General features: G+C 66.5%; 18 protein-coding genes. 11 read left to right on the forward strand and 7 right to left on the reverse strand.

Features of this window, described 5'->3' with window-relative positions; all coding sequences use genetic code 11:
• Positions 1 to 26: 26 nt before the first annotated feature.
• Both O5K31_RS01330 and O5K31_RS01335 read left to right on the forward strand, forming a co-directional pair.
• Positions 27 to 878: a lipid A-modifier LpxR family protein gene (locus O5K31_RS01330; RefSeq protein WP_269715334.1), complete on the forward strand. Its 852-nt coding sequence runs from the start codon at positions 27 to 29 to the stop codon at positions 876 to 878.
• Between the two features lie 35 nt (positions 879 to 913).
• A complete protein-coding gene (locus tag O5K31_RS01335) occupies positions 914 to 1,123 on the forward strand; it encodes a hypothetical protein (protein WP_269715335.1) in 210 nt (69 codons plus the stop codon).
• A 9-nt stretch (positions 1,124 to 1,132) separates the two neighbouring features.
• On the opposite strand, the gene rfbA is transcribed toward O5K31_RS01335, so the two are convergent.
• The 4 genes from rfbA to O5K31_RS01355 form a co-directional block, all read right to left on the reverse strand.
• Positions 1,133 to 2,023 carry a glucose-1-phosphate thymidylyltransferase RfbA gene (gene rfbA / locus O5K31_RS01340; RefSeq protein ID WP_269715336.1) on the reverse strand — a complete coding sequence of 297 codons (891 nt, stop codon included), beginning with the start codon at positions 2,021 to 2,023 and terminating at the stop codon, positions 1,133 to 1,135.
• Between the two features lie 52 nt (positions 2,024 to 2,075).
• On the reverse strand, positions 2,076 to 3,128 hold the full coding sequence (rfbB, locus tag O5K31_RS01345) for a dTDP-glucose 4,6-dehydratase (RefSeq protein ID WP_269715337.1): 1,053 nt from the start codon (positions 3,126 to 3,128) through the stop codon (positions 2,076 to 2,078).
• Positions 3,125 to 3,700 (reverse strand): dTDP-4-dehydrorhamnose 3,5-epimerase, encoded by a 576-nt coding sequence (gene rfbC / locus O5K31_RS01350; protein WP_269715338.1) that lies wholly within the window; start codon positions 3,698 to 3,700, stop codon positions 3,125 to 3,127. The genes rfbB and rfbC overlap by 4 nt, the downstream gene beginning before the upstream one ends.
• Before the next feature lie 68 nt (positions 3,701 to 3,768).
• Positions 3,769 to 6,606 (reverse strand): ATP-binding protein, encoded by a 2,838-nt coding sequence (locus O5K31_RS01355; RefSeq protein WP_269715339.1) that lies wholly within the window; start codon positions 6,604 to 6,606, stop codon positions 3,769 to 3,771.
• Between the two features lie 427 nt (positions 6,607 to 7,033).
• Between O5K31_RS01355 and O5K31_RS01360 the strand changes: the two genes are divergently transcribed.
• The 4 genes from O5K31_RS01360 to O5K31_RS01375 all read left to right on the forward strand — a co-directional run bounded on the left by O5K31_RS01360 (position 7,034) and on the right by O5K31_RS01375 (position 14,218).
• Positions 7,034 to 10,069 (forward strand): TonB-dependent receptor, encoded by a 3,036-nt coding sequence (locus O5K31_RS01360; RefSeq protein ID WP_269716974.1) that lies wholly within the window; start codon positions 7,034 to 7,036, stop codon positions 10,067 to 10,069.
• A 132-nt stretch (positions 10,070 to 10,201) separates the two neighbouring features.
• On the forward strand, positions 10,202 to 11,734 hold the full coding sequence (locus O5K31_RS01365) for a tryptophan halogenase family protein (protein ID WP_269715340.1): 1,533 nt from the start codon (positions 10,202 to 10,204) through the stop codon (positions 11,732 to 11,734).
• Positions 11,735 to 11,774: 40 nt separating this feature from the next.
• A complete protein-coding gene (locus O5K31_RS01370; RefSeq protein ID WP_269715341.1) occupies positions 11,775 to 13,331 on the forward strand; it encodes a tryptophan halogenase family protein in 1,557 nt (518 codons plus the stop codon).
• A complete protein-coding gene (locus O5K31_RS01375; RefSeq protein ID WP_269715342.1) occupies positions 13,331 to 14,218 on the forward strand; it encodes a sugar phosphate isomerase/epimerase family protein in 888 nt (295 codons plus the stop codon). The genes O5K31_RS01370 and O5K31_RS01375 overlap by 1 nt, the downstream gene beginning before the upstream one ends.
• A gap of 210 nt (positions 14,219 to 14,428) precedes the next feature.
• Here O5K31_RS01375 and O5K31_RS01380 read toward each other — a convergent pair whose 3' ends face one another.
• Entirely contained in the window at positions 14,429 to 14,668 is a 240-nt protein-coding gene (locus O5K31_RS01380; RefSeq protein ID WP_269715343.1) for a hypothetical protein, read from the reverse strand.
• Positions 14,668 to 14,934, reverse strand: a complete 267-nt coding sequence (locus O5K31_RS01385; protein ID WP_269715344.1) for a hypothetical protein — start codon at positions 14,932 to 14,934, stop codon at positions 14,668 to 14,670. Before O5K31_RS01385 ends, O5K31_RS01380 begins: the two co-directional genes overlap by 1 nt.
• A 292-nt stretch (positions 14,935 to 15,226) precedes the next feature.
• Between O5K31_RS01385 and O5K31_RS01390 the strand changes: the two genes are divergently transcribed.
• From O5K31_RS01390 to O5K31_RS01400, 3 genes are read left to right on the forward strand one after another with little or no spacing between them, the layout of a single operon-like run.
• On the forward strand, positions 15,227 to 15,946 hold the full coding sequence (locus O5K31_RS01390) for a response regulator transcription factor (RefSeq protein ID WP_269715345.1): 720 nt from the start codon (positions 15,227 to 15,229) through the stop codon (positions 15,944 to 15,946).
• Positions 15,943 to 17,274 carry a FecR domain-containing protein gene (locus tag O5K31_RS01395; RefSeq protein WP_269715346.1) on the forward strand — a complete coding sequence of 444 codons (1,332 nt, stop codon included), beginning with the start codon at positions 15,943 to 15,945 and terminating at the stop codon, positions 17,272 to 17,274. The genes O5K31_RS01390 and O5K31_RS01395 overlap by 4 nt, the downstream gene beginning before the upstream one ends.
• Before the next feature lie 3 nt (positions 17,275 to 17,277).
• A complete protein-coding gene (locus O5K31_RS01400; protein WP_269715347.1) occupies positions 17,278 to 19,479 on the forward strand; it encodes a CHASE2 domain-containing protein in 2,202 nt (733 codons plus the stop codon).
• On the opposite strand, the gene O5K31_RS01405 is transcribed toward O5K31_RS01400, so the two are convergent.
• The gene (locus O5K31_RS01405) at positions 19,460 to 19,951 is read right to left on the reverse strand and encodes a hypothetical protein (protein ID WP_269715348.1); all 492 of its coding nucleotides are present in this window, start codon (positions 19,949 to 19,951) and stop codon (positions 19,460 to 19,462) included. The two genes, O5K31_RS01400 and O5K31_RS01405, sit on opposite strands and share 20 nt — an antisense overlap.
• Positions 19,952 to 20,009: 58 nt before the next feature.
• Between O5K31_RS01405 and O5K31_RS01410 the strand changes: the two genes are divergently transcribed.
• Positions 20,010 to 20,456, forward strand: a complete 447-nt coding sequence (locus tag O5K31_RS01410) for a VOC family protein (protein WP_269715349.1) — start codon at positions 20,010 to 20,012, stop codon at positions 20,454 to 20,456.
• Positions 20,453 to 21,385 (forward strand): 2-hydroxyacid dehydrogenase, encoded by a 933-nt coding sequence (locus tag O5K31_RS01415; RefSeq protein WP_269715350.1) that lies wholly within the window; start codon positions 20,453 to 20,455, stop codon positions 21,383 to 21,385. The genes O5K31_RS01410 and O5K31_RS01415 overlap by 4 nt, the downstream gene beginning before the upstream one ends.
• Positions 21,386 to 21,387: the final 2 nt, after the last annotated feature.

The raw sequence follows: 21,387 nt of genomic DNA on the forward strand, positions 1-21,387 counted from the left end.
AAGATCAGGACGATGGGGGATCCGCCGTGCGGATCTGGGTTGGATTAGGATGTCTTGCGGCCTGCGCGGCCGTGACCAGCACGGCGTCAGGTCAGAGCCTGGACGCGTCTGGATTGATCGTGCGGGAACAGCAGCAAACCGCTTTGGGCGGCGCCTTTGCAGTGGCGGGCCCCGCCAATGCGCCCTTGTCGCTGGGCGCCTCGCGCTATGACGCCGACAGAGGGCTGATCGACTGGTCGAGCCGGGAAACCGTCACCCATAGCAAAAGCGGCAAGCGGGTGGATTCCGTTCGCGTCAGCACGGCGACCTATGCGCCTCAGACCGGCGGGCTCGTGTTGCCACGCCCAGGTGTGGACGCGGAGGACTTCGCCAGCGTAGACGCCTATGACGTCACCTTGACGCGCGGCTGGCCCGCGGCTCTGGCCTTCTCCGCCGGCAAGCTGGACATCGACGTCTCCCCCCATGCCGCCATCGGATTTGGCGACAGCGGCAACAGCGCCGAGGCTGGCGCCATGCTGCGGGTCGGCAAAGACCTGGAAGACCGCGTGGACAATGCTCTGGGTAGCGTCGGGCTGCGAGATGGATCGAGCTTCGGCGACAAGGGTCGCTGGTATCTGTTCGCCGCCGCCAGCGGCCGTGCGGTGGGCATGAACATGCTGCAGGGCGCCGGCGGCTGGGAGCGGGCCGGCTGGTCCACCGACGCCACCAGCCGTCTTGTGGGTGACGCTCAGGCCGGAGTCGCCTGGCGCAAGGGCGCCATGCAGGCGTCGGTCGGCTACGTCAGCCGCAAGATCAAGGGCAAGGAGCAGTTTCGGGGCATGGACACCATCGAAACCTCGATGGTCGCTCTCAGCTTTAGCCTGAGGCCCAAGTGGTGAGCGCTTAATCTCGCACACCCTGATAGGGTCGGCGAATGAACAACATGACCGCCGTCCAGATCGACTTTCCCAATGACCTCCTGGGTTGGATTCAAGGTGAGGCGCGGTCGCGAGGGCTGGACCAGGCCGCCACGGTACTCGCGGTTCTGGAGGAGGCGCGGGCCCCACGCCGGGGGATCGCTGCTGGCCTGGACCTGCCGCCGTCGGACCGCCCGGCCTATGGTTCGCGCCTTAAGAAGCGCTAGGCGTTTGGCCTAGTACGAAAGGGTCGGCGCGATCTCGCCGCGGGCCAGCCCTCGCAGATAGTCGGCGTAATCATTCTTGGTCGCGCCGGCGATCTCCAGCAAGGCGACGCTGTCGATCCAGCCCTTGTTGAAGGCGATCTCCTCGATGGAGCCGATCCGCAGGCCTTGGCGTTGCTCGAGGGTGCGTACCAGTTCGCCGGCCTGGATCAGGCTGTCGTGGGTGCCGGTGTCGAGCCAGGTGAAGCCACGCCCCAATTGCTCGACCTGCAGGTCGCCGGCCTCCAGATAGAGGCGATTGAGGTCGGTGATCTCCAGCTCGCCGCGCGGCGACGGTTTGAGGCCGCGGGCGAAGTCGCAGGCCCGCTCGTCGTAGAAATAGAGGCCAGTGACCGCGTAGTTCGATTTCGGCCGCTGGGGCTTTTCCTCAATTGAGAGCACGCGGCCGTCCTCGGCGAACTCCACCACGCCGTAGCGGCCCGGATCGGCCACCGTATAGCCGAAGATCGTCGCGCCATGGCTTCGGTCATGGGCGGAAGCTAGGCGTGCCCCGAACTGGGCTCCGTAGAAGATGTTGTCCCCCAGCACGAGCGCGCTGGGCTCCCCGGCTAGGAACTCCTCGCCAAGGATGAAAGCTTGCGCCAAGCCGTCGGGCGACTCCTGGACGGTGTAGGACAGGCTCATGCCGATGCGCGAACCATCCCCAAGCAACCGGCGAAAAGCAGGGGCGTCTTCCGGCGTCGTGATGATCAACACTTCGCGGATGCCGGCCAGCATCAGGACCGACAGCGGATAGTAGATCATCGGCTTGTCGTAGATGGGCAGCAGCTGCTTGGACACCGCCAGGGTCAACGGGTGAAGCCGCGTGCCGGCGCCCCCCGCCAGGATAATCCCACGTCGCATTCTTGTTCCTTGGGCCGTGGTCGGCCGGTCAGGGTGATCCTACAGCCTCGCCTCAGCGGGGCGAAAGCCCCAGGCGACGGCCGACGCCCTCGCGAGCCAGGAGCGGTTCCCACCATGATCGATTGTCGATGTACCAGCGCGCGGTCAACTCAAGGCCCTCGCCCAGGCTGGTGCGTGGCGACCAGCCCAGTTCCTCGCGAACCTTGGCGATGTCGATGGCGTAGCGAAGATCATGCCCAGGGCGATCGGTGACGAAGCTGATCAGATCGGCATGAGGGGTAGTCTTGGGTGCGATCTGGTCGAGTACGCCGCACAGGCTAGCCACCAGATCGATGTTGCGCCGCTCCGCCTCGCCGCCGATGCAGTAGGTCTGACCCAGGCGACCCTTTTCAAGGACCAGCAGCAGGGCTTCGGCGTGGTCGTCCACGAACAGCCAATCACGTACGTTCAGACCCTTGCCATAGACGGGGATCGATTGGCCCGCGAGCGCCCGAAGCACCGTCACCGGGATGAGCTTCTCGGGAAACTGGAAGGGACCGTAATTGTTGGAGCAGTTGGTCAGGACGAAGGGAACGCCGAAGGTCTCGCCCCAGGCCCGCACCAGATGGTCGGAGGCCGCCTTGCTGGCTGAATAGGGTGAGTTGGGCGCGTAGGCCGTCGTTTCGTCGAACGGCGGATCATCCACGCCAAGGGCGCCGAACACCTCGTCCGTCGACACGTGGTGGAAGCGGAAAGCCTCGCGCCGGCCTTGCGGCATGCCGGCGACGTAACGCCTAACCGCCTCGAGCAGCACGGCGGTCCCGGTCACATTGGTGTGGATGAAAGCCAAGGGCCCGTCGATCGAGCGATCCACATGGGACTCGGCCGCCAGGTGCATCACCGCGTCTGGCTGATGTTTCTCCAGGATAGCGGCCACGGCTGGCGCATCGACGATGTCGGCCTGTTCGAAGGCGTAGGCTGGATGGTCCTGAACCGAGACCAGGCTCGCCAGGTTTGCCGAATAGGTGAGCTTGTCGAGGTTGACCACCGACAGCCCGCGCGCGATCGCCAGCCGCACGACCGCCGAGCCGATGAACCCGGCTCCCCCCGTGACCAGCAGCTTCACAGGGTGGGCTCCGAGGGCGCGTGTTGGAAGGGGGATGTGAAGTCGGCGAAGGCCTGCGCGCTCGCGTCCTTGGGCGATAGGGTCGCGGCGCCCTGCGTCAGCCCCCAGTCGATCGCCAGATCCGGGTCGTCCCATCGCACGGCGCCGTCGCAGGCAGGAGCATAGATGTCCGAGACCTTGTAGAGCACCCGGGTCTGCGGTTGCAGGGTGACGAACCCATGCAGGAAGCCGACCGGCACATACATCTGCTCGCCGGCCTCGCAATCCAGCACATGACTGACATGATGGCCGTAGGTTGGGGAGCCAAGCCGCGCGTCGACCGCTACATCCAGAATGGCGCCGGTCAGCACGCTAACCAACTTGGCCTGCGCATGCGGGGGGCTTTGGAAATGCAGCCCACGCAGCGTGCCGGCCTCTTCCGACAGGCTCATATTATCCTGAACGAAAGTCGGCAGGCCGAGCTCGGCAGTCTTTTGAAGGCTGTAGAGTTCGGTGAAGAAGCCGCGCGTGTCGCGCAGGCGCGGGGGCTTCAAAACCATCACTTCAGGAATGGTGAGACGTTTGACGTCCATAGGTGAAAGCGTCCGGTACTGATTTCACCTCAGCCTTAACCGCAGACGTCTCCGATTGCGAATGTCGATCAGTTCGAGACGGCGCGGCGGCGTCTAGCGGGAGGTGTGGAGATCATTTCGCCCAATGTGGTCAGCAGCGTCTGCGGGATGACGGGTTTGCCGACCCACGCATCGAACACCTCCATGAGAGCGGGGGTCGCGGTTCCAGCCGAGAAGGCGATGATCGGCTTGTGCTCACCCTTCTTTTCGGCGGTTCGCAGGCGCCGGGCCACCGCCTCGCCATCAAGCCCAGGCATGCGTAGATCGAGGATTATGGCGTCGAAGGTTTCGCTTTCGGCGAGGTTCAGGGCTTCCAGCCCGTTTTGTGCGAGCCGTACCTCGATCCCCACGGCGTTCAGCAACACGTGAACGAGTTGGCGGTTGGCCAGGTTGTCATCCGCAAAAAGTACTCTGCGGCCGGCCATGGGCGCGGCCTGGGCTTCGGGCTCGTCCGTACCCATCACGCCGAGCGGCGCAGGGATCGAGAACCAGAATCGTGAGCCTTCGCCCGCCCGGCTCTCGGCGTTGATATCGCCGCCCATGGCCTCGATCAGGCCCTTGCAGATGGCCAGGCCCAGACCCGTTCCGCCGTGGGCGCGCGTTGATGATCCATCGACCTGCGAGAAACGCTGAAAGAGCTTGCTCATGGCTTCCGGCGATATGCCTGGTCCGGTGTCGGTGACCTCTATGCGCAGCATCTGCGTGACGGGGTCGTAGGCGGTCTCGAGTCGGACCTCGCCCTTGCGGGTGAACTTCACCGCGTTGCCTAGCAGGTTCAGCAGAACCTGCCGCACACGGTCGGCGTCGATAAGCACTGCGGGCGGCAAATCGTCCATGCCAACGGCGCAAAGGCTCAGGCCCTTGTGCGCGGCCTGGATCGAGAACAGCGCCACGGTTCGCTCAGCCAGGCCGCGCGGGTCTGTGGCGACCGGGTTGATCTCGACCTGTCCCGCTTCGAGCTTGGAGAAGTCGAGGATGTCGTTGATCGTCGCCAGCAGAGCTCGCCCGGCCGTGGTGACAAGCTCCAGATACTCGGTTGTCTGGACATCCTGGCCAGGGCGACCCGCAGCCATTTCGGAAAAGCCGATCACTGCGGTGAGGGGCGTGCGCAGCTCATGGCTCATATTAGCCAGGAACTCGGCCTTCGCCGCCGCCGCGGCTTCGGCCTGGGCGCGGGCTTCGCGCAGCTGCGCTTCCAGGGCCTTGCGTGCGGTGACATCGCGGACGATGTCGGTGATGCCGGTGATCTCGCCCGTGTGGGGATCGCGCACCAGAACGGGCTGGCCCTCGAACCACGCCACCTCGCCGTTTTGCTTGCGAATTCGGTACTCAATCCTGGCGGAAGGTTTGCCGCCGCTGGCGGCCATCTGGTCGATCAGGCCGCTGAGCAGTCCCCGAGCGTCGGCGCGGACCAGGAAATCCAGGGCGCTGCGGCCGGCCAGGCTTTCGGACTCATAACCCAGCAGGGTCTTGGCCGACGGCGACACATAGGTGATCACGCCGCGCGTCGTACATTGGATGACGAGATCGGTGGCGTTCTCGGCCAGCAGGCGAAAGCGCGATTCGCTCTCGGCCAGGGCCGCAGCGCCGGCGACCTGAGCGGTGATATCCAGAGTCGTGCCAAAAATGGCCGTCGGCGTACCGGTCTCGTCTCTGTCGAGGCGCATGCTGACCGACAGATGCCGTACGCCGCCGTCAGGCCGCACGATGCGCATATTGATCTGGTCTCGCGGGCCGCCACCGGTTTGCAGGCGGATGAACTCATCTCCCAGAAGCCGGCGATCTTCCGGTTCGAGAATGGTCCGCACCTGCGCCAGCAGATCGGGCTCGTTCTCGTCCACGCCGAAGATATCGAACATCTGCCGTGAGCAGGTCAGTCGCTGGCCGGCCAGATCCATGCGCCAATGACCCAGGCCGACAACGGTTTCGGCCATCTCCGCGCGGCGGCTCTGTTCTCGCGCGGCGTCGCGGGCCTGTACGGCCTCCTGCTGCAACCTTCGGCCCCGAGCAGCCATGGCGGCCACGAACAAGGCGGTCAGGGTGGTGACCGCCAGGAAGAGCTGCAGGGCGATCGCCTTTTCGACCGCCCCCATGGGCTGGTTGTCCAGCGAGCCGACGCCCGCGGCGCTCAGGAAAACGGCGGTGATGGCGGTGACCGCGACGCCGATCATGGCCCCCAAGGCCTCCATGCGCACGGCCAGCAATAGAACCAGCGGAGGCACGAAGAAGAGGAAGGGGTAGGGGCCAAAGTGGAAGACCGCGACCACCATTCCCGCCACGCCCAATATCGCGGCGATGGAAATACGGTCGAAATAGGTGGGGCGGAACGCCTCTGGTCGCCGCACAAGGGTCGTCAGGGCCGGCGTGATGATCAGCAGACCCAAGCTGTTGGCCAGAGTCCACAGGGTCATGTTCTGCATGATCATGCCCCGGTTCAGGGCTTGCAGCATGAGCGAACTCAGAACCGCCGAAACCAGGACGCTGGCCACGGCGGCGACCACGAACCAGGTCAGATGACGTGGTTGGCTGAGGTCTACCTGCGGTCCGAGGATGCGGCGCACCATCCAGGCGCAGGCCGTGTACTCGATCGCGTCCGTTACCGAGAGCCCTAGCGCGATGATCGGCGTGGCGCCGGCCGCGGCATTACCCACGAGGTTGCCGCTAAGGGCGGCCGCGACGATCCATCCCCAGTAGCGTGAGGGCGCAAGCAGCAACGCCGTCAAAGCCACGCCGTTCGCCGCCCAGATCGGGGTCAGCTGCTTGTGGCGCATCGTCAGATCGACGCAAGCCCACGCCAGAAAGGCGACGGCGGGTGCGACGGAGCCAATGGCGAGGGCTCTGTGGAGAGGGCGGCGCAGAGCGGTCATGCCGCCTTTATGACGCATACATCTAAAAGTGGTGCTAACCGCTGGATCGGTCTCTGAGCGCGTGAGGCGAGCTTGCGGCCGCAGTGATTGCGAAACGAAGATCAGTGATGGCCAATGCTTGACAGCGCTGTCAATGCGCCGTTATCTTCACGTCATAAACGGCGGAAAACCGCCCGCATCGCGTTTGGGAGGACGCAATACCATGCAGAACAATGCCTTGAGTCCGCTCGCCTAAGGCGAGGCGCGGACGAATCTCGAGCTTCGACGTCCTGAACGTCCGACCGCGCAGGGTGCGCGTCGGCGCGCAGGCGCTCATGTGCTGACAAAAACTCAGAACCATCACCCATCGGGGAGGGGAAACAACGTGTCTTCAGGAAAGAATGCGACCGCGCAAAGCGCCCGGAAGCTGACCACCAAACTGGCGGCTATGCTGCTGGCGGGGGCCTCGCCCCTGGCGATCTCGACCATGGCCGTCGCCCAGGAAGCGGGCGCGGAAGTCGAAGAAGTCATCGTCACCGGCATCCGCGCCTCGCAGATCCGGTCGGTGGATATCAAGCGCACCGAGACCGCGCTGGTCGACGCCATCTCCTCGGAAGACATCGGCAAGCTTCCCGACGTCACCATCGCCGACTCGCTGCAGCGCGTGTCGGGCATCCAGATCCAGCGCAACGCGGGTGAAGGCTCGACGGTCAATATCCGCGGCCTCAAGCAGGTCGTCACCCTGCTGAACGGCGAGCAGTATCTGAGCGCCGGCAACTTGGGCGAGGCGCAGCCGAACCTGACCGACGTGCCCGCCCAGCTGATGAACCAGGTGCTGGTCTACAAGACGACCGACCCCAACAACATCCTGTCGGGCATCTCGGGCACCATCGACCTGCGCACGCGTCGCCCCTTCATGATGCCGTCGGGCCTGCAGCTGACCGGCGGCGCCGAGTATCAGCGCGGCGAAGACACCAAGCATGACGACTACCTGGTCAACGCCCTGGCCAGCTGGCGCAATGACCGCATGGGCGCCCTGATCGGCGTCGCGGCCAGCAACGCCAACCTGGGCAACAACTATTCGGGCACTGTGGCCCTGTCGGGCAACAACGACTGGGGCGGCGGCGCGCCGAATAACTTCATCTCGCCGCACGGCTTTGAGAGCTTCAACCGCGTGGTCGAGCGCGAGCGTCTGGCCGTCAACGGCGCCGTCGAATTCGATCTGGGCGAAGGCTTCACCCTGGTCGCCGAGGGCTTCTACGCCAAGCTCGACGAGTATGACCGCAAGGTCGGGATCAACATCTCCAACCGCTGGTCGGGCGACGCCTTTGGCGTGTGGACCAAGCCGACGGCTTTCGCCAGCAGCGGCGTCACCGGCGGCAACGGCCGCCCCTGGGTCGCGGTCGATGAGTATGACATTGACGCCTGGTGGGTGAACTCGTTCAGCGTGAACCGCACCACCAAATCGGAATCCAAGAACCTCAACCTGGAACTGACCTACGACAACGACGGTCCTTTCACCGCCGAAGTCCGCGCTATCTACGCCGATGGCGACCGCCTGAGCATGAACGGCCAGGCCCAGGGCGACCTGAGCAACTGGCGCGCCGGCCCCGGCCGATTCACCCTGTTCCGCGACGCCAACGACCTGACCCGCGGCACCTTCTATCCCGCCGCCATCGCGGCCAAGTTCCCCACCCGCCTGACCAACGGTGTCGTCGGCAGCGCCGGCGGCCGCTTTGTGGACCCCAACCCGCTGGGCTACGGCCAGAACCCGCAGCTGCACTACAACATCAGCGGCAACAGCCCGGTGTGGAGCGGCTTTGATCGTCCCATCAGCGGCGGCCTGGGCGCGGGCAAGACGCTGACCGACTACATGGCCAACAAGGACAGCTACGCGATCGGCGCTTTCTCGTCCGAGGGCAACAACGAGATCAACTCCGAACTGTCGGTCTTCCGCGCCGACGGCCACTATCGCTTTGAGGACGAGCCTTTCCTGGGCTTCATCACCAATGTCGACGTGGGCGTTCGCGGCAGCGACCGGTCGGTCGAGGTCGAGCAGTTCCACCTGTTCTCGGGCTTCTACGGCGGCGTTCCGGGTGCGGTGCAGGCCAATGGCTCGCCCGTTCCGGCTGGCGGCTGCGAAGCCCAATGGAAGGCAATCGACGTGGTCATGAACCAGAACCAGTGCCAGGCGGGCGAGTTCGTGCCCGATCCCGTCACCGGCCAGATGGTTTTCCAAGGCTATACGGTCAACGCGCCGACCCGTCTGGACACCTACAACAATGTGATCTGGGTGGACTCCTACGGGGGTGTCACCAAAGGTATCCCCGGTGTGTGGGCGGTTGATCCGCGTGACTTCGACGACGCCGAAGCTTTCCACAAGCGCGTGTTCGGCGGCGCCAACCGGGTCACTGTCCCCGGCCAGACCTACGACGTGGACCTGCGCGAGCAGAGCGCCTACGCGGCGGGCAACTTCGCGATCGGACGCCTGACCGGCGACGTGGGCGTGAAGATGATCCGCACCGAACTGCTGGTGCGCCAGAACATCACCGGCGACACCCGCAACTACGGCGACACCAACGCCGACGCGGGCGATACGGTCACGCGCCGCAAGTACACCGACTGGCTGCCGTCGCTGAACGCGCAGTACCAGATCACCGACGCCCTGAAGGCGCGCTTCTCGTACTCCAAGACGATGCAGCCGCTGGATCTGACCAACTACGGCGGCGCGCTGAAGATCAACACCGCCGATGATCCGGGCCTGGGCATCCGCGTCGTCACCAGCGCCGAATCCATCGGCAACCCCGATCTGGATCCGTGGCGTTCGGACAACTTCGACGTCGGCCTGGAATACTATGTCGGTCAGGCTTCGATGTTCTCGATCTCGGCCTTCAAGCTGAAGATCAAGAGCTTCGTCACCAGCGGCGTGATCAGCGGCCAGTTCCCCGACCAGGACGGCGTCATCCGCCGCACCGTCAACGTCACCCTGCCGGTTCAGGGCGATGGCGGCGAGGTCGAGGGCCTGGAAGTCGGCGCCAAGGTCGCCTTCAGCGACTTTGTCACCACGCCGTTCCTCGAGAACTTCGGTGTCGACACCAACTTCACCTACTCGCCGAGCGAGGAGTCGCGTCTGGGCGTCGATGGCGAGAAGCTGCCGTTCGTTCAGAACTCCAAGAACCAGTACAACCTCATCGGCTGGTATCAGGACGACAAGTGGCAGGTGCGGGTGGCCTACAACTACCGCAGCGACCGCCTGCAAGAGGTGATGAGCAACAACATCCCGATCTTCCAGGATGCGACCCAATACGTGGACGTCAACGTCAGCTACGCCGTGCGTGACAACGTGACCGTCTACTTCAACGGGTCCAACATCACCGGCGAGATCGAGGATTACTACGCTCGCTTCGCCAAGGGCTCGACCCAGTACGTCTGGCAAAACGAGTTCGAGCCTCGCTACACCCTGGGCGTCCGCGCCAAGTGGTGATCTGAGGACCGATATCTATCCAGCGCCGCCGTCATGCCTTCGGGCGTGGCGGCGGCGTTCCCATTTTTGCGGGGCGGCTTTGCCGGCGCTGATCGGCCATAGTGCTCTGATGAACTGACCGTCGAGGGCGCCGTGAGCGACAACCGCATCAAGAGCATCGTCATTGTCGGCGGCGGAACCGCCGGCTGGATGGCCGCCGCCAGCCTTCGCCGGCACTTCCACAAGCTTCCCATCGACATCACGCTCGTCGAGTCGGCCGAGATCGGCACGATCGGCGTGGGCGAAGCGACCATCCCCACCATCCGGCGCTTCTATCAGGCGCTGGGCCTGACGGACCTGGACGTTCTCAAGGCGACCCAAGGCACCTGCAAGCTGGGCATCCAGTTTCGCGACTGGAACGCGCCCGGCTCGTCCTTCATCCATCCCTTCGGCCTCTATGGGCAGGAGCTGCGTGGGGTCGGCTTCCATCACTACTGGCTGAAGATGCGCCAGGCCGGGAAGGCCGCCGATATCGGTCAGTACTGCCTGGGCGCGAGCCTGGCGGCCGGGAACCGTTTCACCACGCCTTCGCAAAATCCGCCGTCCACCCTGTCGATCTTCGACTGGGCCCTGCATTTCGATGCGGGCCTGTTCGCCCAGCTGATGCGCAAGACCGCCGAGGCCGATGGCGTCACGCGCGTCGAGGGGAACATCGCCAAGGTCCACCAACGCGCCGAGGACGGCTTCATCGAGTCGGTGGAGTTGAGCGACGGGCGGATCGTCGAGGGCGAGCTGTTCATCGACTGCTCGGGATTCAGAGGCCTGTTGATCGAGCAGACGCTGAAGACCGGTTACGAGGACTGGAGCCAGTGGCTGTTCTGCGATCGGGCTCTGGCGGTCCAGAGCGTCGGCACGCCTGATCCGCCGTCCTACACCGATGTCCTGGCGCTTTCGTCGGGATGGCGCTGGCGCATTCCGCTGCGCCATCGTTTCGGCAACGGCTACGTCTATTCAAGCCGCTTTATCGACGATGACGCCGCCAAGGCCGAACTGGTCGCCACCATTCCCGACCGGCTGCTGTTCGAGCCCCGCCCGATCCGCTTCACGCCGGGCCGCCGCAAGAAGACCTGGAACAAGAACTGCGTCTCGCTGGGCCTGGCCTCGGGCTTCCTGGAGCCGCTGGAGAGCACCAGCATCGCGCTGATCGAGACGGGCATCGAGAAGATCAAGCAGCTGTTTCCCGACCGCCGCTTCGACCCCCGCGTGATCGATGAGTTCAACGACTGGTCGCAGCGCGAGTTCGAGCGCGTGCGCGACTTCATCATCCTGCACTACAAGGCCGCCCAGCGCGCCGACACGCCGTTCTGGCGTCACTGCCGCGACGCCGAGATCCCCGATACCCTGGCCCACAAGATCGAGAGCTTCCGTAGTCGCGGACACTTCATCCGCTACCGCTGGGAGATGTTCCAGCCGGCGAGCTGGCTGGCGATCTATGCGGGCTTTGGGATCATGCCGGAGGACTACGATCCGGCTGTGGACGTCCTGGACGCCGATGGCTTGGCGCGCAGTCTCGAAGAGATGCGGCGCAATGTGCAGGCCGCCGTGGAGAGCGCGCCCACGCACCAGGACTTCCTTGAACGCTTCTGCGGCCCTTACCTGCCTGACGCCGTCAAAGAGATGGCGTAAGCCCCAATCAACAAGAAAAGACCGTGAATCAGGAAGCGTCATGACCGACACCAATCCCAACGCCATCAAGAAGATCGTGGTCATCGGCGGCGGCTCGGCCGGCTGGATATCGGCCGCCATGCTGAGCCACTACTTCAAGGATGGAAGCTGCGAGATCGAGCTCGTGGAGTCCGAGGAGATCGGCACGGTCGGCGTGGGCGAATCGACCATCCCGCCCTTTCTGCAGCTGATCACCAGCCTGGGCATCGACGAGCGGGAGTTCATCCAGGCCACCCAAGCCAGCTTCAAGCTGGCGATCCGGTTCGAGAACTGGCGTCAGAAGGGCGATGTCTACTACCACCCGTTCGGCAAGATCGGCGGACCGATCGGCGCCAACGAGTTCTATCATTGCTGGCTGCGGGCCAAGGCCAACGGTCACCCGTCCGCCCTGATCGACTACGCGCCCGCCGGCGTGATGGCCGACCAGTGGAAGTTCATGCTGCCCTCCCAGGCCCAGGGCACCCCGGCGGCCAGCGCCAGCTACGCCGTCCACATCGACGCCCACCTGGTCGCCAAATACCTGCGCGGCTTCGCCGAAGCGCGAGGGGTCAAGCGCACCGAAGGCCTGATCAACGACGTGGTCACCCGCGCCGATGGCGGCATCGAGAAGGTGATCCTGAAGGATGGCCGCGAGGTCGCGGGCGAGATGTTCATCGACTGCTCGGGGTTCCGCTCGATCCTGAACGGCAAGGCGCTCGGCACCGAGTTCCTCGACTGGTCGGACGTGCTGCTGTGCGACCGCGCGGTGGCCACCCAGACCGTCAACATCAACCCGCCCCACCCCTACACCCTGGCCCAGGCGCAGGACTTCGGCTGGCGCTGGCGCATCCCGTTGCAGCATCGCGCGGGCAACGGTTACGTCTTCTGCAGCAAGTACTGCAGCGACGATGAGGCGGTCGCCACCCTGCTGAGCCAGGTCGAGGGCGAAGTGCTGCGCGAGCCCTGGGTGCTGGGCTTCAAGAGCGGCATGCGCAAGCAGCTGTGGAACAAGAACTGCGTGGCCGTTGGCCTGGCCGGCGGCTTCATCGAGCCGCTGGAGTCCACGGCCCTGCATCTGATTTATCGCGGCATGGACTTCCTGCTGCGGTTCTTCCCCGACAAGAGCTTCGATCCGGCCCTGGCCGCCGAATACAACCGGCGCATGGCCATGGACTATGAGGAGATCCGCGACTTCATCGTGCTGCACTATCGCACGACCGAGCGGGAAGACACGCCGTTCTGGCGCGCCTATCGCGAGGTGGAGCTACCCCAGTCCCTGAAGGAGCGGATCGAGCTGTTCCAGGCCCATGGTGTTCTGCGTGACGGCGTCGACGACATGTTCCGCGCCCCGTCCTGGCAGTCGGTTATGGAGGGCATGGGCATCCGTCCCCGCCGCTACCAGCAGCTTGTCGATCGCATCCCCTACCCGGCCATCGAGGAGATCCTCAACAAGGCCGCCCCGATGATGAAGAGCTTCGTCGACAAGCTGCCCAGCCATGACGAGTTCCTGAAGACCCATTGTCCGGCGCCGATCCCCGAAGCCGTGGCCAGGGGCCCCAAGAGCGCGGCCAAGGCGTAATGGGCGACCTGTCTCGCCGCGGCTTCCTGGCGGCGGCCGTGGCTTCGACCGCCACGCCCGCAGTGGCGGCGCGGTCGCCCTGGCCGATGGCGTTGCAGCTTTGGTCGGTCGATGCGCAGCTCGCGACCGACTTCGAGCCAACCCTGCGGCGGCTGGCGCAGATCGGCTATGTCAGCGTCGAAACGGCCGGCATGCACGGTCGCACGCCGCAGGCGTTCCGAAAGGCGCTGGAGGCGGCCGGTCTGCGCTGCGACAGCGCCCACGTTTCCATGCCCGATCTGGAGGCCGACCCGGACAAGGCCATCGCCATGGCGGGGGACCTGGGCGCGCGATACCTGGTCTGTTCGTCGCCGGCGCCGTCAAGGCCGCTGGAGACGGGCGTCGACTGGAACGCGGCGCTGGGCCGGGCCATGACCCTGGACGGCTGGAAGCGCAACGCCGACCTGCTGAACCGCTTTGGAGCGCAGGCCGCCAAGGCGGGCTTGCGTCTCGGCTATCACAACCACCTTGCGGAGGCCGGTCTGTACGAAGGCGTGCGAGCCTATGACCTGTTGCTGGAGCGGACAGAGGCCGGGCTTGTCTGCATGGAGCTGGACGTCGCCTGGGCCGCCGCGGGGGGACTTAATCCCGCGACTTTGTTGCGAGCTCACCCGAAGAGAATTGAGCTACTGCACCTGAAGGATTTGAGGGACACGAAGACGACTTCGGATACAGGCGAGGTCATCACGACTACCGAGGTGGGGCGCGGGACGATCGACTGGTCGGCTGTCATCGCGGCGGGTGAGGCGGCCGGCGTGCGCGCCGCCTTCGTGGAGCAGGAAGCGCCCTATGTGCGTCCGATCTTCGAATCCCTGCGGATCAGCCGGGACTTCCTGGCTGGACGCTAGCCCCAGAGCCACCAGGCGATCAGCGCCCAGATCGGCAGGCAGACCGCCAGGGCGAAGAGCACCAGACGGCGGACGGACCAGGGTTGCGAGGCGTTCATCGGGGGCGGGCTCCGTCCATGAAAATGCGGCACGACATCGGCGTCCGACCGGCGATCCCGGCGGCCGAAACCCAGGCGCCGGAAGGCGCGTAAAAGAGCGCTGAGCACCGACCTAGTCCTCGCATTCCACGACCCAGCGCCAATGCAGACGGTGCAGGGCGCTGGCGCTGATCCAGGCGTGGATGACGCCGCAAGCGGCCAGGCCGAAGCCGATGAAGGCCTCAGGCGCCTCTGGCTGCAGGGCTGTCAGCAAGACCATCGAGGCCACGGCCGTCAGCGAACCGACCAGCAGGTTCAGCCGAAAGATCAGACGCCAAAAACTGACGGCCGCGGGCAGGCGCTTGCGGGCCATCACACCGCGCCTTGGACACTGGAGCCGGCGCCCAGACGGGCGAAAAGGGCGTCCAGGCGATCGGCGGCGCAGGCGGCGGGCTGGGCTTCGACGGTGCGCCAGCCCCGCAACAGGCCGCCTTCGCGAGCGGCAGGCGGCGCCGGGTCCGCTTGCGTATCGATCGGCTCGAACTCGTAATAGACGAGGCTGTTCTGCTCGATCTTGGCGAACAGGCTGCGCACGTCGCGCCCGCAGTCGGCCGCCCGCGTCATCACCAAGCTGGTCATTGTTCCGTCCCCCCGATGCGCTGCTGCGCGAGAGGAGAGTTGCCACGGCCAAGCTGGGAGTTCACGAGGGCGAGCTGCAGATTTTACATTGCTTTACATTTGATTTTATTGAGCTTTTCAGGCTTTTCTCGGCTTGGCGATGGCCGTAATCCCGACCTGTCCGCCCCTCGCCGCGCGACACTTCGCCCTTCTGCGGACCGCATTTTAGGGTTGCGCCAGGGCAAGCTTCACTATGTCTAGGCGCGGGCTCGCGCCTTTCGCCAGATGCGGGTTACGGGGGGAGTAACGGCGCATGCAGGTCGCCCTGCTGGACGACGATGAAACGCACAACGCGCTCACCCGCGGCCTGCTGGAGGCGGCGGGCTGGGACTGCGTCTGTTTCACGCGTCCGGCCGACTTTCTCGCCGCCTTCCGCCGCCAGACCTTTGATCTTGTGATGGTCGATTGGAACATGCCGGGCATGGACGGTCTGCAGGTGATCTCCGCCATGGGCGAACTGCCGATCACGCCGCCGCCCGTGCTGCTGGTCACCAGCCGCTCCCAGGAAAGCGACGTGGTCGCGGGCCTGAACGCCGGGGCCGACGACTACATCGTCAAGCCCGTCGAGCCGAGCGTTCTGGTGGCCCGGGTCAACGCCCTGGTCCGGCGGCTGAGCAAGACGCTGTCGGCGGATGGTCCTGAAAGCTTTGGCCGTTATCGCCTCGATCCCGCCAGCGACGCCGTCAGTCTGAACGGCGAGACCATCGCCATGACCGCCAAGGAATTCGCCCTGGCGCGTCAGCTGTTCGCCCACGCCGGCCGCGCTCTTTCGCGTGACTACCTGCTCCAGAAGATCTGGGGGCAGCGTCCGGACCTGGAGAGCCGCACGCTCGACGCCCATGTCTCGCGCCTGCGCAGCAAGCTGTCGCTGCGGCCGGACAACGGCTTTCGTCTCGTGACCGTCTATGGCTTCGGCTATCGCCTTGAGCCCTGCCAGGAGGTCGCCGCCTCCATGAGCCTGGAGAATCTATGAAAGCCCCAGCCCTCGCCTTGGCCGCGCTGCTTGCGTTCGCCGCGCCCGCCGTCGCCGCGCCCGCCCCGCAAGCCCCCGAGACCCCGATCGCCTATGTCGTGCGGCAGGGCGACAATCTCTACACCCTGGCCCAGCGCTATCTGATCCGGCTGAACGACCACAAGCGCGTGCGCACCGCCAGCGGCGTGCGCAATGTGCGCGCGCTTCGGGTCGGCTCGACCCTGAAGATCGATCCGCAGCTTCTGCGTTTCGAGCCCATCGAGGCGCGGCTGGTGGCGGTAAGCGGCGCGGTCACCCTGCAGGACGCGCGCGGCTCGACGCCGGCCGTGCGCGACGCCCTGATCTTAGAAGGCCATCGTCTGATCACCGGGGCCAACTCCTTCGCCACCTTCCAGCTGGCCGATGGTTCGCGGGTCACCCTGCCGTCCAATTCGCGCATGCGCATCGTGCAGCTGCGTCGCCTGCTGCTGGACGGCAGCCTGCAGCGGCTGTTCGAGCTGGAGGCCGGCCGCGGGGGCGTCAGCGCCACGCCGGCCGAGAACGCCAATTCGCAGTTTCGGGTGCGCACCCCGCTGTCGGTGACGGCGGTTCGCGGCACCGAGTTCCGGGTCGTTCACGCCGAGGCGGACAATCGCTCGGCCACCGAGGTGATCGAAGGCCTGGTCGGCGTCGGCGCGACGCAGACGACGGTCGCCGAGACCCCTGTGAAGGCCACGTTCGGCGTCACCGCCGGCGCGCAGGGCGTGGGCGAGCCGATGGCTCTGCTGCCGGCGCCGGATCTCGCGCCTGGCGGGGCCGTGCAGGAGGAGCCGCAGCTGAAATTCGCGGCCAAACCCGCCGAGGGCGCGGTCAGCTATCGCTTCCAGCTGGCCAATGACGCGGGCTTCGTCGATCTCTTCGCCGAGGGGGATAGCGGCGACGGGCAGGCGACCTTCCCCTCTGTGCGCGACGGCACCTACTTCGTTCGTCTCACGGCGGTGGATCGCAACGGGCTGGAGGGCCTGCCCAGCGTCTACAGTTTTGATCGCACGCTCAATGTGCTGGAGCCGGGCGCGCCGCCGCAGCCGGAGGGCGAGGCCAAGATGCGGCGCTTCCTGTTCCGCTGGAACGCCAGCGGCGAGGGCGTGCGCACCTATCGCTTCCAGCTGTCGGCCGACCCGCAGATGACGACCCTGACCGTCGACCAGCCGGGCCTGACGCAGCCCCAGGCGACGATCACCAACCTGGCGGCCGGCGCCTGGTACTGGCGGGTGGTCTCGGTCCGCTACAAGGACGGCGCCTTCACCCAGAAGCTGGGACCGATCCAGCAACTGCGCATCGGTCAGTAGGCCATGCGGGCGGCCCTGCGCGCGGTCAGCCGCCGCGTCCTGATCGAGTGGGCCATGGTCGCGGCGGTCTCGACGCTGCTGGTCGTCGGCCTGATCGGGTTCTCGCTGACCACCCGCGCGGACAATCTGATCCACGACGTGGCGGCGCGGCTGGCCTCGCGCCCCGCCGATCCCCAGATCCTCATCGTCGCGATCGACGACGCCAGCCTGGCGCAGCTGGGGGCCTGGCCGTGGCCGCGTGAACGGCACGCCGCCTTGCTGGAACGTCTGGCGCGGGCGCAGCCCAAGGCGGTGCTCTACGACGTCCTCTTCACCGAGCCGGCCGCCGACCCGGCCCAGGACGCGGCGTTGGCGCGGGCGATGGGAGCGACCCGGGTCTATCTGCCCGTGCTGGCCGATCCGGCGACGGTTCCTCCGATCCGCGCCCTGGCCCAGCGGGCGGCGGGAACAGGCGCGGTCGATGTGCAGCTGGATGAGGACGGCCTCGTGCGCCGGGCGGCGTTCGCCACCGTCGAGACTGCGCCGCTGGCCTATGTGCTCTATCGCGACCTGGCGGGGTCCCAGGCGCGTGCGGCGCCGACCGCCTCGCCGTTGATCCATTTCGCCGACCCCCAGCGCGGCTATCCGACGGCTTCGTTCGCCAGCGTGCTGCGGGGGGAGGTTCCGGCGAGCTTTCTGAAGGACCGGATCGTGCTGGTGGGGGCGACGGCGGGCGGTCTTGGCGAGCGCTTTCCTACGCCGCTCAGCGGCGGCGCGGCCAACATGCCGGGCGTCGAGCTACAGGCTAATGTGCTCGACAACCTGCTGGGCGACCGGTTGATCCGAACGTCGCCAAAGGCGGCCGTGCTGGCCGCCTGCCTTGCGCCGCTATGGCTGCTGCTAGGGAGCTTCCTCCTCGCGCCGCCGCGCTGGACGCTGGCTATCGGGGCGGGGCTGGCCGTCTGTCTGCTGGGCGCCAGCCTAGCCGCCTATGGGCTGGGGCGTTTGTGGCTGCCCCCCGCCGCAGGGGTGGCGGGATTGCTGCTGGTGCTGCCCCTGTGGGGATGGCGGCGGCTGGCGGTCACCAGCGATCGTCTGGGTCTTGAGCTTGCACGCCTGAAGGCGCGTCTGGCCGGGGGCGAGGGCGCCGATCTGGCCTCGGGTCAGGGCGGCGGCGATGTCATCGCACGGCAGATGGAGGACATCAGCCTGGCCATCGAGCAGGTGGACGACCTGCGCCGCTTCGCCGCCGACGCCCTGTTCAGCCTGCCCGACGCCACCCTGGTGCTCGATCCCGATCGCCGCGTCCTGGCCGCCAACGGCGCGGCGCGCGCGCTGTTCGCCAATGCCGTGCGTGGCGAGGCGGTCACCACCCTGATCGCCAGCCTGTCGCCGAGGCGCGCGCTCGATGCGGCCTGGCCGCCGCAGGACGCTGCGCCGCCGGTCGAGCTGACCGTCGCTGACGGGCGCATCTTCGAGGTGCAGTCGGTATGGCGGCGCGACGAGACCGGCGCGCCCGCCGGCTGGATCGTGCGGCTGGCGGATGTGTCACTGCTCAAGTCGGCCCTGCGCCACCGTGAACAGGCGCTTCAGCTTCTGACCCACGACATGCGCTCGCCCCAGACATCGATCCTGGCTCTGCTGCAAAGCGCGCCGGAAAAGATGGTGGCGGATGAGCTGGGCGGACGCATCGCCGCCTATGCCCGCCGCACCTTGGCCTTGGCCGACGGCTTCGTGCGCTTGGCCCGGGCCGAAGACGCCGCGCCGCGTCTGGAAGCTGTCGATCTCAGCGACGTGCTGATGGAGGCCGCCGACGAGCTTTGGCCGCAGAGCCGCCAGCGCGGCATGACCATCCAGCAGGCGGGACTTGAGGCGCCGCTCATGGTGCTTGGCGACCGTGAGATCCTCACCCGCGTCTTCGTCAATCTGCTGAGCAACGCGGTGAAGTATGGCCCCGTCGGGTCCGTCGTTCGGCTGGGCGCCGCCCGCGTCGAAGACACGGTCGAGGTGGAGGTGGCGGACGAGGGCCCCGGATTCACCGCCGAGGAGCGGGCCGCGCTGTTCGGCGCCTTCGCGGCCTTTGAGCGGCCGCAGGCTCAGACCGATGGGGTCGGCCTGGGCCTGGCCTTCGTGCGTACGGCCGTGACCCGCCACGGCGGTCGCGTGTTTCTGCGCGACGGGTCGGAAAGCGGCGCGGTGTTCGTGGTCAGCTTGCCGGCGGCGTGATGGGCAGGGCGGCGTCGAGCAGGCGGGCCAGGGTCTTGTCGCTGACCGCCTTGCGATGCTCCGTCGCCGTCACCTGAAACGCTGGCAGGCCCGTGGCGGCGTCTAGACCGACGATCGACAGCGACTGGCCAGGGCGAGCCTGCCCCATCCGCGAGCGGCCCGGGCTGGCGATCCAGGCTTTGGGCGTCTCTTCCGCCCCCGCGCCCGCCGAGACGCCCGTGTTGGCGGGCAGGTTGTTGAACGCCACCTGGATCAGGATCTGCGGCTTGTCGCCTCCGTCTGGCTGCGCGCCCAGCGCTTGCAGCCGTGTCATGACCGGCTGGTCCGCGGGACCGCTGGCGCCGGGAACCGCAAGGAGGGCCACCTGCTTGCCTCGCACCGCGCTTAGGTCCCCCTTGGCGATCACCGTAGGCGGCTTGGCGCAGGCCGTCGCCGTGAGGGCGAGGCAAAGGATCAGGCCGGTGCGCATCATGTCGTCCCCCGAGATTGCGGCGCGCTATCTAGCCTCGCGCCCACGGTCTTGCCCAGATATGAGCAAAGGAACCGCACCCGAAAGCTTCACCATGCCGCACCCATTTCATTTCGCCTTTCACGTCACCGATCTGGATGCAGCCCGACGCTTCTACGGCGGCATGCTTGGGTGCGCGGAAGGCCGCAGCACCGACACCTGGGTGGACTTCGATTTCTTCGGGCACCAGCTGTCGCTGCACCTGGGCGAGCCGTTCGCGACCGCGCGCACGGGCAAGGTCGGCGACCACATGGTGCTGATGCCGCACTTTGGCGTCGTTCTGCCGATGTCCGAATGGCTGGCCCTGAGCGAGCGACTGCAAGCGACCGGCATGGCGTTTGAAATTCCCCCCGTGATCCGTTTCGAGGGGGAACCTGGCGAGCAGCGGACCATGTTCTTCGTCGATCCCAGCGGCAATCCTATCGAGATCAAGGGCTTTGCCGACATGGACGCGGTGTTCGCCGCATGACCCCGATCGCCTTCGTCAATCGTCTGCCGCCCACCGATGAGGCGATCTGGCTGGAAGCCCTCGCCGCGGCCATGCCCGAGCTCGCTCTGCGCCGGCTTGGGGACCTGACGGAGACGGAGAGGGCGCTGGTCGAGATCGCCATCGTCGCCAATCCCGATCCGGCGGATCTTGGCCGCCTGCCGAACCTCAAGTGGGTTCACAGCACCTGGGCGGGGGTGGAACGACTGGTGAGCGAACTGGGAGCCGCAGCGCCGCCGATCATACGGCTGGTCGATCCTGAACTCGCCCGCACCATGGCCGAGGCCGTGCTGGCCTGGACCTACTACCTGTCGCGCGACATGCCGGCTTACGCCCATGCGCAGCGGGAGCGCCGGTGGGCGCCGCGCGCCTATCGCCACACTCAGGAGACAACGGTCGGACTGCTGGGTCTGGGAGCCTTGGGCGCCGCCGCGGCGCCGCGCCTGGGGGACGCCGGCTTCAAGGTGACAGGCTGGAGCCGTACGCCCAAGGAATTGCCTGGAGTCACCTTCCAAGCCGATTTGGCGGATGTGCTGGCGCAGGCCGACATCGTCGTGTGCCTGACGCCCCTTACCGCGCAGACACGGGGGCTGCTGAACGCCGAACGCCTGGCGCAGATGAAGCCCGGAGCAGCCCTGATCAATTTCGCGCGCGGCCCGATCGTTGTGACCGACGACCTGCTGGCGGCCTTGGACGCGGGGCGGCTATCGCACGCGGTGCTCGACGTTTTCGACACCGAGCCGCTGCCGGCGTCATCGCCGCTGTGGGATCATCCGGCGGTGACTGTCCTACCGCACATCTCGGCGGTGACGGACCGTCGGACCGCCTCGCTTATCGTCGCCGACAACATCCGCCGGTACCTGGATCACGGGGTGATCCCGCAGGCGGTGGACTTCGGCCGCGGCTACTGAGC

The sequence above is a fragment of the Caulobacter sp. NIBR2454 genome, assembly GCF_027474405.1.
Classification (GTDB): Bacteria; Pseudomonadota; Alphaproteobacteria; order Caulobacterales; family Caulobacteraceae; genus Caulobacter.